The sequence below is a fragment of the Burkholderia theae genome (assembly GCF_048565265.1).
GTDB lineage: Bacteria > Pseudomonadota > Gammaproteobacteria > Burkholderiales > Burkholderiaceae > Burkholderia > Burkholderia theae.
In genome coordinates this window covers 2,412,684-2,425,526 of the sequence record NZ_CP183461.1, presented here as the reverse complement: position 1 = coordinate 2,425,526, position 12,843 = coordinate 2,412,684, and the positions used below count along the sequence as shown (strand labels likewise).

Below are 12,843 nucleotides of genomic sequence, written 5' to 3'. Positions count from 1 at the left end.
GTCGAGCGATCCTTCCAAACCGCCGCCGGCGCCGCGCGCACGCGCAGATCGGGCCCGATCGCCCGTGGGAGCGGGGCGCCGCATTACAATGTCGGCCATGACGCAAACAGTGCTCCTCGCCATCGATACGTCGACCGAATACTGCTCGGTCGCGCTGCTGCGCTCGGCTCAAGCCGATGACGCCATTTCCACCCCGCAAACCTGGGTCCGCCACGAGCAGACGGGCGCCGTGTCGAGCACGCGCGTGCTGCCGGCGATCCAGGCGCTTTTCGCCGAATCGGGGCTGACGCTCGCCGATTGCGATGCGATCGCGTTCGGCGCGGGCCCCGGCTCGTTCACGGGCCTGCGCACCGCGACGGGCATTACCCAGGGCCTCGCGTTCGGCGGTGGGCTGCCGGTCGTGCCGATCGGCACGCTGCTCGCGTGCGCGGAGCACGCGCGGCTGCGCGCGCCCGGCACGACGCGCGTGCTTGCCGCGCTGGACGCGCGGATGGACGAAGCCTACTGGGCGGATTTCGAGTGGGATGACGGCGTCGGCGACTGGCGCACGCTGCATCCTGCCTCGCTCGACGCGCCGGGTGCCGTTGGCGTGCCCGATGCGCCGTTCACGCTCGCGGGCAACGCGGCTGCCGCGTTCGGCACGCAACTGCCGGCCGCGGCACGCGCGGCCGTGATCGACGGCGATGCATTGCCGCATGCGCTGGCGGTCGCGCATGCCGCGCTGCGCGCGTTCCGCGCCGGGCGTGTGGTGCCGGCCGATCAGGCGGCGCCCGAATACGTGCGCGACAAGGTCGCGCAGACGACCGCCGAACGTGTCGCGGCACGCGCCGCGCAGACGGGCGGAGCGAAGGGATGACGGGCGTCCTGCTGAGCGACCGCTATCTGGCGCCGATGACGGACGCGGATCTCGACGAGGTCGTCGAGATCGAACAGGTCGCGTACGAATTCCCGTGGAGCCGCGGCAACTTCGAGGATTCGTTGCGCAACGGCTATCTGGGCGTGTGCCTGCGGCACGTGACCGGCTCGCTCGTCGGCTACTGCGTGCTGATGCCGGTGGTGGACGAGATGCACCTGCTGAACCTGTGCGTCGCGCCGGCCGTGCAGCACGCGGGCGCGGGGCTTGCGCTGCTGCGCGAGGCCGTGCGCATTTCGCGCGCGGAGCGGCTCGACGGCGTGCTGCTCGAGGTGCGGCCGTCCAATACGCGCGCGATCCATCTGTACGAGCGTTTCGGCTTCGTGACGATCGGCCGGCGCAAGAACTACTATCCGGCGAAGCATCGCAGCCGGGAGGACGCGATCGTGATGCGTCTGACGTTGAACAAGGATGAGGGGGACGCGCATGGCGTGGGCTGAAGCGGCACTCGAGGAAATGGGCCTCGCGCAGATCTGGGTGCGACGCGGGCAGCGCGCGGACGAAGGCGCGGCAGTCGATGCGCCCGCCGCGGCGCAAACCGGTGCGGTGGGCGACACCTCCGTGGTTGCCGCCGATCGGCCGGCGCGCGCGGCGCGTACGCCTTCGCAAGACGATGCGCCGCCATCCGTCGTGCGTGCGGTCGAAGCGCCACCGTCGAGCGAGCCCGGCACGCCGGCGCGCCGTGTGGCCGAGGACGATCGCGCGCCCGTGCCGGCCGCCTCGGCCGATGCGATGCCGCCGATGGACGACGCACCGCCTGCCGGCGATGACGATTTCGCGTGGTTCGACGCGGCGCCGCCGGGCGATCCCGCGCCGGTTGCCGAACCGCGCCGCGCCGAAACGCCGGTTGCCGTGCTCGACTGGGATGCGCTGGCCGCGCGCGTGGCCGGCTGTACGCAGTGCCGGTTGTGCGAGAAGCGGACCAACACCGTGTTCGGCGTCGGCGACCGCGAAGCGGACTGGATGCTGATCGGCGAAGCGCCCGGCGAAAACGAGGACAAGCAGGGCGAGCCGTTCGTCGGCCAGGCCGGCAAGCTGCTCGACAACATGCTGCAGTCGCTGTCGCTCCAGCGCGGTGACAACGTGTATATCGCGAACGTGATCAAGTGCCGGCCGCCCGGCAACCGCAATCCGGAACCGGACGAGGTCGCAAGCTGCGAGCCTTATCTGCAGCGCCAGGTTGCGCTCGTGAAGCCGAAGCTGATTGTCGCGCTCGGCCGTTTTGCCGCGCAGACGTTGCTGAAGACGGATGCGAGCATCGCGTCGCTGCGCGGCCGCGTGCATGCGTACGAAGGCGTGCCGGTGATCGTCACCTACCACCCGGCGTACCTGCTGCGCAGCCTGCAGGACAAGTCGAAGGCATGGGCCGACCTGTGCCTCGCGCGCGACACGTTCCAGCGCGCGGCCGGTGCCGACGCGAACGGGCCGGCCGGTCAATGACGGCCGGCGCGGCGTTCGCATTCGTCGATACGCTGCGTGACGCCGCGGTGCGCGATCTGGGCTGGCTGCTCGCCAGCCCGAGCCTGCTTACCGCGGCACCCGGCGCACCGCTCGCGCATCCGTGGCCGGATGCGGCCGGATGGTCGGCCGTTCAAGCGTGGCTCGCCGCGCTCGATGCGCAGCCTGAGCCGCTGCGCCGCGCGCTCGACGGGCTGCGGCCCGTACGGCTCGGCCGCTATGCGGAATGCCTGCTCGAGTATTTCCTCACGCACGGACCGTCGCTGCAGCTCGTCGCGGCCAATCTCCCGCTGCGCAGCCACGGCCGGACGCTCGGCGAAGTCGATTTTCTCGTCGATGCGCCGGACGGGCAGCGCCTGCACTGGGAGCTCGCGGTGAAGTGCTATCTGTGCGCACCGGTGCGCGACGGCGCGTCGCTCGCCGACTTCGTCGGGCCCAACCTCGTCGACCGACTCGACCGCAAGCGCAGCCGGCTGCTCGACCACCAGCTGCGGCTCGGCGATCGCGACGGCTTTGCGCTGCTCGGCTACGGTGCGCCGTCCGATGCGCAGATGTTCATCAAGGGCTGGCTGTTCTATCCGCACGGCGTGCCGCTGCCGCCGGTGTCCGCGGAAATCGCGCCGGATCACCCGCGCGGTTTCTGGCTGACGCACGCGCAGTGGCCGACGTGGGCGGCCGCGCAGCGTGCCGGTGTCGCATGGAGCGTGTTGCCGAGGCTTGCGTGGCTCGCGCCGCGGTGTGTTGCTGCCGACGCCGGCTTCGAACTCGAACCGCTGGCCGCCGCACTCGAGTTGCCGCCCGTGCTGACGGCGCGTCAGGCGCCCGCACTGATCGGCATCCACGAGAAGGGCGGCGATGGCACGTGGCGCGAGACGGCGCGCGGCTTCGTCGTGCCCGACGACTGGCCGGCGCATGCGCAGGCATTCGCCGCGCAGGACAGCTGACGCTGCGTCAGCCGGCGCTTACCACCAGCGATGGAAGTGATGGACGGGACCGACGCCGTGACCGACGTCGAGGTGACCGCTCGCGGCGATCGCGCCGGTCAGGTAGGCCTTCGCTTCGCGCACCGCGCTTTCGAGGTCGGGCTGCTGCGGCAGCAGCGCGGCAATCGCGGACGACAGCGTGCAGCCCGTGCCGTGCGTGTTGCTGACCGGTACACGCGGGCCGTCGAGCCGCACGGTGTGCGTCGCATCGACGAGCCAGTCGGGGCTCGCGGCCGCGTCGGGCAGGTGGCCGCCTTTCATCAGCACGGCGCGCGCGCCCGTCTGCAGCAACGCCCGGCCTTGGCGGACCATGTCGTCTTCCGTGGTCGCGGGCGTGTCGCCGAGCAGCGCGGCCGCTTCCGGCAGGTTCGGCGTGACGACGGTCGCCAGCGGCAGCAGCGCGTCGCGCAACGCGTCGACGGCGTCGGGCGCAAGCAGCGCGTGCGAACTCTTCGAGATCATCACCGTGTCGAGCACGACGAAGCGCGGCGCGTAACGCCGCAGCGCGTCGGCCACCGCGTGCACGATCGCCGCGTTGGCAAGCATCCCGATCTTGACCGCGTCGATGCGGATGTCGTCGAACACCGCGTCGAGCTGCGCGGTCACGAACGCGGCGTCCGGCGCGTGCACGCCGGTCACGCCGCGCGTGTTCTGCGCGGTCAGCGCGGTGATCACGCTGGCGCCGTACGCGCCGAGCGCGGAAAACGTCTTCAGGTCGGCCTGGATCCCTGCGCCGCCGCCCGAATCGGAGCCGGCGATCGTCAGGATGTTGGGTATCGGGTGCGTCATGAGGGCAACGCGCCGGTTCGAAGACCGGCGCCGACGGACAGAAACGGGAAGTGTAGCGTCAGTGCCGCGATTCGCCGATCAGCGCGACCGAGTCGAACTGACGCTGGTTCGCCTGATGGCGGCGCATCACGAGCCACATCGTCAGGCAGACGAACGTGCCGAACAGCACGATCACGACCCCCACCGGCACGTCGAGCCACACGAGCACCGCGTACAGGCACAGCATCACGAGCACCGACAGGTTCTCGTTGAAGTTCTGTACCGCGATCGAGTGGCCGGCCGACAGCAGCACGTGGCCGCGATGCTGCAGCAGCGCGTTCATCGGAACGACGAAGTAGCCGGACAACGCACCGACGCCGATCAGGAACAGGTACGCGACGATCAGGTACACGGGCATGCGCATGTGGCCGAAGTGCACGGCCCAGTGCGACGGGAACAGGTCGCGCGTGTAGAACGCCATCAGCATCACCGCGATGCCCATGATGATGCCGACGGGCAGCACGGACAGCGACTTCTTCAGCGGGATCCGGGCTGCGGCGGCGATCGCGCCGGCCGCGACGCCGACCGCGACCACGGCCTGCAGGATCGCGCCTTCCGACAGCGACATGCCGAGCGACACCTCGGCCCATTTCAGTACGATGAACTGCAGCGTCGCGCCGGCACCCCAGAACAGCGTCGTGACCGCCAGCGAGATCTGGCCGAGCTTGTCGCGCCACAGCACCATGAAGCAGTCGGCGAAATCCGTGAGGAGCTTGACCGGGCCGCGCTCCTGCTTCGGGTAGCGGGCGCCCGTATCGGGAATGCGCAGGTTGAACAGTGCGGCGATCACGTAGATCGCCATGATGATCGCCATCGCTGCTTCGGCCGGCGTGCTGATCCAGTCGGGGGTGTGCGCGATCACGTGCGACGCGATGTGCGGGCTGATCAGCGCGCCGCCGAGCACGGTGCCGAGAATGATCGAGCTGACGGTCGTGCCTTCGATCCAGCCGTTCGCGGCGACCAGCCGGTCGGCCGGCAGCAGCTCGGTGAGAATGCCGTATTTCGCGGGCGAGTAGGCCGCCGCGCCGAATCCGACGATCCCGTATGCGATCAGCGGGTGCGCGCCGAACAGCATGATCATGCAGCCGACCACCTTGATCGAGTTGGTGATGAACATCACGCGCCCCTTCGGGCGCGAATCCGCGAAAGCACCGACATACGCCGCCAACACCACGTACGACAACACGAAGAACAGCTTCAGCAGCGGTGTCATCCAGTTGGGAGCGTGGAGGTCTTTCAGCAGGGCGATGGCGGCGATGAGGAGCGCATTGTCGGCCAGCGACGAGAAAAACTGCGCGGCCATGATGGTGTAAAAACCTTTTTTCATCTGATGCGATGCTTTCGTCGCTGCGGCAGGGCCGCGTAGGCCGCCTGATATGCGATCGGCTTATTCCGTTCGAAATGGGTTGTGCGCACGGCTTTATAACATGAAAATACAGCAATTCGGACTAGCAAGATTCCCCGATCGTTCCGCAAATTGTCGGCTTCGGTGCTCAAAAGGCGCGGTAAGCTGATGATTCGCAAGCGTCTTTACGTAAATTTCCCATGCCGCGCCCGATCTCCGCCACCATCCACACCGCCGCTCTCGCGAACAATCTCTCCGTCGTCCGCCGCTTTGCCGGCCCGTCCAAGGTCTGGGCGGTCGTCAAGGCCAACGCGTACGGCCACGGTCTCGCCCGCGCGTTTCCGGGCTTGCGCGGCACCGACGGTTTCGGCCTGCTCGACCTCGACGAGGCCGTGAAACTGCGCGAGCTCGGCTGGGCCGGCCCGATCCTGTTGCTCGAAGGATTCTTCCGCTCGACCGACATCGACGTGATCGACCGCTACAGCCTGACGACGACGGTCCATAACGACGAGCAGATGCGGATGCTGGAAACCGCGCGGCTGTCGAAGCCCGTCAACGTGCAGCTCAAGATGAACAGCGGGATGAACCGGCTCGGCTACGTGCCGGAAAAATACCGCGCTGCCTGGGAGCGCGCCCGCGCGTGCCCCGGCATCGGCCAGATCACGTTGATGACCCATTTTTCGGACGCCGATAACGAGCGCGGCGTCGCCGAGCAACTCGCGACGTTCGAGCGCGGTGCGGAAAGCATCGCCGGCGCGCGCAGTCTCGCGAACTCGGCCGCCGTGCTGTGGCATCCGGATACGCACTTCGACTGGGTGCGGCCGGGGATCGTGCTGTATGGCGCGTCGCCGTCCGGGCTGTCGTCCGATATCGCCGACACGGGGCTGAAGCCCGCGATGACGCTCGCGTCCGAGTTGATCGCGGTGCAGACGATCGCGAAGGGCCAGGCGATCGGTTATGGATCGACGTTCTCCGCGCAGGCGCCGATGCGGGTCGGCGTCGTCGCGTGCGGCTACGCGGACGGTTATCCGCGCGTCGCGCCCGAAGGCACGCCCGTGATCGTCGACGGCATCCGTACGCGGATCGTCGGCCGCGTGTCGATGGACATGATTACCGTCGACCTGACCCCGTGCCCGCAGGCGGGCGTCGGGGCGCGCGTCGAGCTGTGGGGCAACGCACTGCCGATCGACGACGTCGCCCGCCACTGCGGCACGATCGGCTACGAGCTGATGTGTGCGGTCGCCGGCCGCGTGCCCGTGCGCGCGGAATAAGGGCGTCACGCGTGGCCAAACAGAAAACCATCTATGTCTGCAGCGAGTGCGGCGGGCAGTCCCCGAAGTGGCAGGGGCAGTGTCCGTCGTGCCAGGCCTGGAACACGCTCGTCGAATCGGTTCCCGAGACGCCGTCGGCCCACCGTTTCCAGTCGCTCGCGAAGCGGGCGCCGGTACAGCGGCTCGTCGACATCGAAGCGGCCGACGTGCCGCGCTTCTCGACGGGCATCGGCGAATTCGACCGCGTGCTCGGCGGCGGGCTGGTGCCCGGCGGCGTCGTGCTGATCGGCGGCGACCCGGGCATCGGCAAGTCGACGCTGCTGCTGCAGTCGCTCGCGGACATCGCGAGCGAACGGCGCGCGCTCTATATCAGCGGCGAGGAATCGGCCGCGCAGATCGCGTTGCGCGCGCAACGGCTTGCGCTGCTCGACGGCGGCACGCCGGCGGCCGAGCTGCAGTTGCTCGCCGAAATCCAGCTCGAAAAGATCCAGGCCGCGATCGACGCGGAACGGCCGGACGTGGCGGTGATCGACTCGATCCAGACCGTCTATTCGGAGGCGCTCACGTCGGCGCCGGGTTCGGTCGCGCAGGTGCGCGAATGCGCGGCGCAGCTCACGCGTATCGCGAAACAGTCGGGCACCGCGATCATCATGGTCGGGCACGTGACGAAGGAGGGCAACCTCGCCGGCCCGCGCGTGCTCGAGCACATCGTCGACACGGTGCTGTATTTCGAGGGCGACACGCATTCGTCGTTCCGGCTCGTGCGGGCGTTCAAGAACCGCTTCGGCGCGGTCAACGAACTCGGCGTGTTCGCGATGACCGAGCGCGGGCTGCGCGGCGTCGCGAATCCGTCCGCGCTGTTCCTGTCGCAGCACGAGCAGGTCGTGCCTGGCTCGTGCGTGCTCGTCACGCAGGAAGGCACGCGTCCGCTGCTCGTCGAAATCCAGGCGCTCGTCGATACCGCGCATGTGCCCAACCCGCGCCGGCTTGCGGTCGGCCTCGAGCAGAACCGGCTCGCGATGCTGCTCGCGGTGCTGCACCGGCACGCGGGCATCGCGTGCTTCGACCAGGACGTCTTCCTCAATGCAGTCGGCGGCGTGAAGATCACCGAGCCGGCCGCCGATCTCGCGGTGCTGCTCGCGATCCATTCGTCGATGCGCAACAAGGCGCTGCCGAAGGGGTTGTTCGTGTTCGGCGAGGTGGGGCTGGCGGGCGAGATCCGGCCGTCCCCGCGCGGGCAGGAGCGGCTGCGCGAGGCGGCGAAGCTCGGCTTCACGTCCGCGCTGATCCCGAAGGCGAATGCGCCGAAACAGCCGATCGAAGGGCTGAACGTGATGGCCGTCGAGCGGATCGAGCAGGCGATCGACCGCGTGCGCGATCTCGAGTGATCGACCCGGCAGCCGCGCGGGCTGGGCCTGTCGGCGATCTGTCACGTAATTCGCTGTAAAGAATATGTAGGCTTCTGTAACCCGCCGGACATCGCTTTTCCCTATCCTTTGCCGGATTGTCGAACCGCGAATACGAAGGGTACCTATGTTGAAATCGTACGTGGAAGTGCCAAGCGGACGTCTTTACAACCTGCGCGGCTGCCGCGTGTCGGAGCCGATTCGCCAGCCCTGGGGCGGCGGATGCCGGATCGTCGAATGGATCGACGAAGAAGGGCGCCTGGCGCGCAAGGTGGTGTCCGAGGACGTGACGGAAGCGGAGGTCGCCGAGGCGATCCGGCGGCCGACCGAAGGGCGCCGGCACCTGATGGGCGATGACGAGCAGATGCCGCGCGACACGCTGCCGCGCCGTTGAGCCGGCAACACGGCGAGCGGCCGACGAACCGACGCAGCGACGAACAACGGCAACAGACAGGCCGGGCCAGCGTGCCCGGCCTTGTCGCATCCGGGCCCGGCGCGGGCCCGTTGGCTTGATGGCTTGTCGAAACCGCGACCGCGTTCAGCCGATCTGCTCGAGTTCTTCGTGCGCGGCGAGCCAGTCGGCCTCGATCGTTTCGAGCCGGGTGTTGACGTCGCCGAGCTTGCGGATCGCGTCGGTCAGTTCCGTCTTGCGCGCGGCGTCGTAGCTCGCCGGATCGGCGACGAACGCGTCGAGGCGCGCCTTCTCCGCGTGCAGCGTCTCCATTTCCTTTTCGAGCTTCGTGATGCGCGTCTGCAGCGGCTTTTTCAACACCGACAGGCGCTGCCGCTCCTCGGCGGCCTGACGCTTCTGGTCCTTGCGGTTGGCCGCGGCACCCGCGCCCGGCGAAGCCGCGCTGTCGGCCTTCGCGGCTGCGCGCTGCTCCGCCGCGTGCTGCAGCAGCCAGTCGCGGTAGTCGTCGAGGTCGCCGTCGAACGGCTGCAGCCGGTGCTTCGCGACGAGCATGAACTGGTCGGTCGTCGCGCGCAGCAGATGGCGGTCGTGCGATACGAGAATCAGCGTGCCTTCGAACTGCGCGAGCGCCATCGTCAGCGCATGGCGTGTTTCGAGGTCGAGGTGGTTCGTCGGTTCGTCGAGCAGCAGCAGGTTCGGCTTCTGCCAGATGATCAGCGCGAGCGCGAGGCGCGCTTTCTCGCCGCCCGAGAACGGGCCGACGGCACTCGTCGCCATGTCGCCCGAGAAATTGAAGCCGCCGAGGAAGTCGCGCAGCTCCTGCTCGCGCGTGTCGGGCGCGAGCCGCGCCAGATGCGCGAGCGGCGAATCGTCTTCGCGCAGCGTTTCGAGCTGGTGCTGCGCGAAATAGCCGATCGTCAGCCCCTTGCCGTCACGGACCTGGCCCGACAGCGGCACGAGCGTGCCGGCCAGCGTCTTGATCAGCGTCGACTTGCCCTGGCCGTTCGCGCCGAGCAGGCCGATGCGCTGCCCGTTCTGGATCGACAGCGCCACGCGCTCGACGATCGGGATTTCCACGCCGTCGTCGGCATGGTAACCGCAGCGGACGTCTTCCATCACCATCATCGGGTTCGGCGCGGCGTCGGGCGTGCGGAATTCGAACGTGAACGGCGACGCGATGTGCGCGGGCGCGATCAGCTCCATCTTCTCGAGCGCCTTCATCCGGCTTTGCGCCTGCTTGGCCTTGGTCGCCTTGGCCTTGAAGCGGTCGACGAAGCTCTGCAGGTGCTCGATCGTCTTCTGCTGCTTTTCGTATGCGTTTTGCTGCAGCGCCAGTTGCTGCGCGCGCAGCACTTCGAATTGCGAGTAGTTGCCGCCGTAGCGCTTCACCTGGCGGTTTTCCAGATGCAGCGTGACGTTGCAGATCGAATCGAGGAATTCGCGGTCGTGCGAGATCACGACGAGCGTGCCGGGGTAGCGGTGCAGCCAGTCTTCGAGCCAGACGATCGCGTCGAGGTCGAGGTGGTTCGTCGGTTCGTCGAGCAGCAGCAGGTCGGAGCGACACATCAGCGCCTGCGCCAGGTTCAGGCGCATGCGCCAGCCGCCGGAGAAGCTGGCGACGGATTCGCGTGTCTGGGCGAGCGTGAAACCGAGGCCGAGCAGCAGCGCTTCGGCGCGGGCGGGCGCGGTGTAGCCGTCGGCGTCGGCGAAAGCGGCGTGCGCGTTGGCCTCCGCGGCGCCGTCATGCGCGGCCGAGGCGGCGGCGATGCGCGCCTCGATCTCGCGCAGCGCGGCGTCGCCGTCGAGCGTGTAGTCGAGCGCGGAGCGGTCGACGGCGGGCGTTTCCTGCGACACATGGGCGATGCGCCACGACGGCGGCATCGAGAAATCGCCGGCGTCCGAGTGGAGCTCGCCGCGCAGGACGGAGAACAGCGTCGACTTGCCGGCGCCGTTCGCGCCGATCAGGCCGGCTTTCTCGCCGGGGTTGAGCACGAACGAGGTCGACTCGAACAGCGGCTTGGTGCCGCGCGCAAGGCTGAACTGATTGAAACGGATCACGGCGGAAATGGCTGGCCAAAACCGCTATTCTAGACTGCGCGCCGCTCGCGCCGGACATCGGCCGCTCGGCGGATGCCGCAACGGTGCATTTTGGCCTAGACTCCACGTCGATCCGGTTTCGTAAAAGGAGTGCCCGATGTCCACCCTGTATTCGTTCAACGCAGAGACGCTTGCCGGTGCGCCGGTATCGCTCGATGCGTATCGCGGCAAGGTGCTGCTGATCGTCAACACGGCGAGCGAGTGCGGTTTCACGCCGCAGTACGCGGGCCTGCAGAAGCTGTACGACCAGTACGCGGCGCGCGGCTTCTTCGTGCTCGGCTTCCCGTGCAACCAGTTCGGCAAGCAGGAGCCCGGTGACGCCGCGCAGATCGGCGCGTTCTGCGAGCGCAATTACGGCGTCACGTTCCCGATGTTCGCGAAGATCGACGTGAAAGGCGACCATGCGCATCCGCTGTACCGCTATCTGACCGACGAGGCGCCCGGCATTCTCGGCCTCAAGGCGATCAAGTGGAACTTCACGAAATTCCTGATCGACCGCGAAGGGCGCATCGTCAAGCGCTACGCGCCGTCGACCAAGCCCGACGAAATCGCCGCGGATATCGACAAGCTGCTGTGATGGCGGGGGGCGGCGCGTGCAGCGCCGGTGCCGATCGCACCGGCGGCGCCGTTGTCCCGGCCGCTACAGGATCGGCGCGAACAGCCGCGCGACGTGCATCGCGATTCGCCGCCATGCGGGCGAATGGCGGTATTCGTTCGCGTTGACCTCGTACGCCTGCGCGAAGTCGGCATCGAGCATCGTCTCGACCGCGTCCGCGAAGGCGCGGTCGACGGTCAGCACCATGATCTCGAAATTGAGGCGGAACGAGCGGTTGTCGAGATTCGCGCTGCCGATCGCCGCCGCGATGCGGTCGATCAGCACGACCTTCTGGTGCAGGAAGCCCGGGCCGTAGCGAAACACCTTGACGCCGGCATCGACCAGGTCGCGCGCGTACAGCTTCGATGCCTCGAACACCACGTAGTGATCGCGCCGGCTCGGGATCAGGATGCGCACATCGACGCCGCGCATCACGGCGAGCTTCAGCGCGGAGATCACGGCTTCGTCGGGGACGAGGTACGGCGAGGTGATCCAGATCCGCTCGCGCGCGGCATTGATCGCCTCGACGAAGAACAGCGAACCGGTTTCCTGCTTGTCGGCCGGCCCCATCGGCACCACGAGGCAATGCATGTCGTCGCCGGGCAGCGCGGGCGGCGGCAGCGCGAGCGGCGGCAGCTTCTGCGTCGCCCAGTGCCAGTCTTCGGCGAACACGTACTGGATGCTCGCGACCACGGGGCCGCGTATCTCGATGTGCGTATCGCGCCACGGCGACAGGCGTGGCTTCGCGCCGAGATATTCGACGCCGACGTTGTGGCCGCCGACGAACGCGCGATTGCCGTCGACGACGACGATCTTGCGATGGTTGCGGAAATTGAGCTGGAAGCGGTTCACGAACTTGCGATTGGTCGCGAACGGATGAACCTCGACGCCGCCCCGGCGCAAGGTGTCGACGTAGCTGTGCGGCAGGTCGAAGCTGCCGATGCTGTCGTACAGCAGGCAACAGCGCACGCCGGCCGCCGCGCGCGCCAGCAGCGAGTCGCGCAGCATCTGGCCGAGCGCATCGTCGCGCACGATGAAGAACTGGACGACCACGTAGTCGCGCGCGGCGTCGATTGCCGACAGGATCGCCGAGAACGTGGCGTCGCCGTTCACGAGCGTGCGCACTGAATTGCCGCCGAGGAACGGCATGCCGCCGAGCCGCGTGAGCGCGAGCACGGCGGCCTGGCCGAGCGCGTCGGCGGCCGGCCCGTCGGTCGCGTCGGTGTCGAGCCAGGGCGAGCGCGGGGTGTGCATGCGCACCATTTCCAGCTCGTGGCGCCGTGCGTCGACGTAGCCGGAGAACTTGCTGCGGCCGAGGAACAGGTACGGAACGAGCGTCAGGTACGGCATCGCGGCGAGCGAGACGGCCCACGCGATCGCGCCTTGCGACGTGCGCGTGTTCATGATCGCATGGCACGCCGCGACGACCCCGAGCACGTGGATCGTCAGGAGCAGGGTACCGAGATGTAGCCAGTCGAGGGTCATGGGCGCGTGACGGACTCCTGAAGTCGTGCGGCGCGGCGGCCGCTTACGCG

At 68.3% G+C, this 12,843-nt stretch carries 12 protein-coding genes; 8 read left to right on the top strand and 4 right to left on the bottom strand.

Features of this window, described 5'->3' with window-relative positions; genetic code table 11:
- Positions 1–88: 88 nt before the first annotated feature.
- The 4 genes from tsaB to ACN22W_RS11460 are packed head-to-tail and all read left to right on the top strand — an operon-like array spanning position 89 to position 3,315.
- Positions 89–856, top strand: a complete 768-nt coding sequence (gene tsaB / locus ACN22W_RS11475) for a tRNA (adenosine(37)-N6)-threonylcarbamoyltransferase complex dimerization subunit type 1 TsaB (RefSeq protein ID WP_419684330.1) — start codon at positions 89–91, stop codon at positions 854–856.
- On the top strand, positions 853–1,353 hold the full coding sequence (rimI, locus tag ACN22W_RS11470; protein ID WP_129512448.1) for a ribosomal protein S18-alanine N-acetyltransferase: 501 nt from the start codon (positions 853–855) through the stop codon (positions 1,351–1,353). Before tsaB ends, rimI begins: the two co-directional genes overlap by 4 nt.
- The gene (locus ACN22W_RS11465; RefSeq protein WP_419684328.1) at positions 1,340–2,353 is read left to right on the top strand and encodes a uracil-DNA glycosylase family protein; all 1,014 of its coding nucleotides are present in this window, start codon (positions 1,340–1,342) and stop codon (positions 2,351–2,353) included. Before rimI ends, ACN22W_RS11465 begins: the two co-directional genes overlap by 14 nt.
- On the top strand, positions 2,350–3,315 hold the full coding sequence (locus tag ACN22W_RS11460) for a DUF1853 family protein (RefSeq protein WP_419684326.1): 966 nt from the start codon (positions 2,350–2,352) through the stop codon (positions 3,313–3,315). Before ACN22W_RS11465 ends, ACN22W_RS11460 begins: the two co-directional genes overlap by 4 nt.
- 18 nt (positions 3,316–3,333) lie before the next feature.
- On the opposite strand, the gene thiD is transcribed toward ACN22W_RS11460, so the two are convergent.
- Together thiD and lplT are read right to left on the bottom strand one after the other, a co-directional pair.
- Positions 3,334–4,143: a bifunctional hydroxymethylpyrimidine kinase/phosphomethylpyrimidine kinase gene (thiD, locus tag ACN22W_RS11455; protein WP_419684324.1), complete on the bottom strand. Its 810-nt coding sequence runs from the start codon at positions 4,141–4,143 to the stop codon at positions 3,334–3,336.
- Positions 4,144–4,201: 58 nt separating this feature from the next.
- A complete protein-coding gene (gene lplT, locus ACN22W_RS11450; RefSeq protein ID WP_048248660.1) occupies positions 4,202–5,509 on the bottom strand; it encodes a lysophospholipid transporter LplT in 1,308 nt (435 codons plus the stop codon).
- Between the two features lie 218 nt (positions 5,510–5,727).
- On the opposite strand from lplT, the gene alr reads away from it, so the two are divergent.
- The 3 genes from alr to ACN22W_RS11435 all read left to right on the top strand — a co-directional run bounded on the left by alr (position 5,728) and on the right by ACN22W_RS11435 (position 8,598).
- Positions 5,728–6,798 (top strand): alanine racemase, encoded by a 1,071-nt coding sequence (gene alr, locus ACN22W_RS11445; protein ID WP_129512444.1) that lies wholly within the window; start codon positions 5,728–5,730, stop codon positions 6,796–6,798.
- Between the two features lie 11 nt (positions 6,799–6,809).
- The gene (gene radA / locus ACN22W_RS11440; protein ID WP_129512443.1) at positions 6,810–8,186 is read left to right on the top strand and encodes a DNA repair protein RadA; all 1,377 of its coding nucleotides are present in this window, start codon (positions 6,810–6,812) and stop codon (positions 8,184–8,186) included.
- A 145-nt stretch (positions 8,187–8,331) separates the two neighbouring features.
- A complete protein-coding gene (locus ACN22W_RS11435) occupies positions 8,332–8,598 on the top strand; it encodes a DUF2866 domain-containing protein (RefSeq protein WP_193098639.1) in 267 nt (88 codons plus the stop codon).
- 144 nt (positions 8,599–8,742) lie between these two features.
- On the opposite strand, the gene ACN22W_RS11430 is transcribed toward ACN22W_RS11435, so the two are convergent.
- Positions 8,743–10,674: an ATP-binding cassette domain-containing protein gene (locus tag ACN22W_RS11430; RefSeq protein ID WP_419684321.1), complete on the bottom strand. Its 1,932-nt coding sequence runs from the start codon at positions 10,672–10,674 to the stop codon at positions 8,743–8,745.
- 136 nt (positions 10,675–10,810) lie between these two features.
- On the opposite strand from ACN22W_RS11430, the gene ACN22W_RS11425 reads away from it, so the two are divergent.
- Complete coding sequence (locus ACN22W_RS11425) at positions 10,811–11,290, top strand: glutathione peroxidase (RefSeq protein WP_047898424.1); 480 nt, start codon at positions 10,811–10,813, stop codon at positions 11,288–11,290.
- Positions 11,291–11,353: 63 nt separating this feature from the next.
- Here the strand turns inward: ACN22W_RS11425 and cls are convergent, their stop codons facing one another.
- Entirely contained in the window at positions 11,354–12,793 is a 1,440-nt protein-coding gene (gene cls, locus ACN22W_RS11420; protein WP_419684319.1) for a cardiolipin synthase, read from the bottom strand.
- Between the last annotated feature and the right edge of the window lie 50 nt (positions 12,794–12,843).

Bases quoted from the DNA above. Each gene is read 5' to 3' on its own strand.
- rimI (WP_129512448.1), top strand. From the start codon at position 853: ATGACGGGCGTCCTGCTGAGCGACCGCTATCTGGCGCCGATGACGGAC.
- ACN22W_RS11425 (WP_047898424.1), top strand. From the start codon at position 10,811: ATGTCCACCCTGTATTCGTTCAACGCAGAGACGCTTGCCGGTGCGCCG.
- cls (WP_419684319.1), bottom strand. From the start codon at position 12,793: ATGACCCTCGACTGGCTACATCTCGGTACCCTGCTCCTGACGATCCAC.
- lplT (WP_048248660.1), bottom strand. From the start codon at position 5,509: ATGAAAAAAGGTTTTTACACCATCATGGCCGCGCAGTTTTTCTCGTCG.
- ACN22W_RS11435 (WP_193098639.1), top strand. From the start codon at position 8,332: ATGTTGAAATCGTACGTGGAAGTGCCAAGCGGACGTCTTTACAACCTG.
- tsaB (WP_419684330.1), top strand. From the start codon at position 89: ATGTCGGCCATGACGCAAACAGTGCTCCTCGCCATCGATACGTCGACC.
- alr (WP_129512444.1), top strand. From the start codon at position 5,728: ATGCCGCGCCCGATCTCCGCCACCATCCACACCGCCGCTCTCGCGAAC.
- thiD (WP_419684324.1), bottom strand. From the start codon at position 4,143: ATGACGCACCCGATACCCAACATCCTGACGATCGCCGGCTCCGATTCG.
- ACN22W_RS11460 (WP_419684326.1), top strand. From the start codon at position 2,350: ATGACGGCCGGCGCGGCGTTCGCATTCGTCGATACGCTGCGTGACGCC.
- ACN22W_RS11465 (WP_419684328.1), top strand. From the start codon at position 1,340: ATGGCGTGGGCTGAAGCGGCACTCGAGGAAATGGGCCTCGCGCAGATC.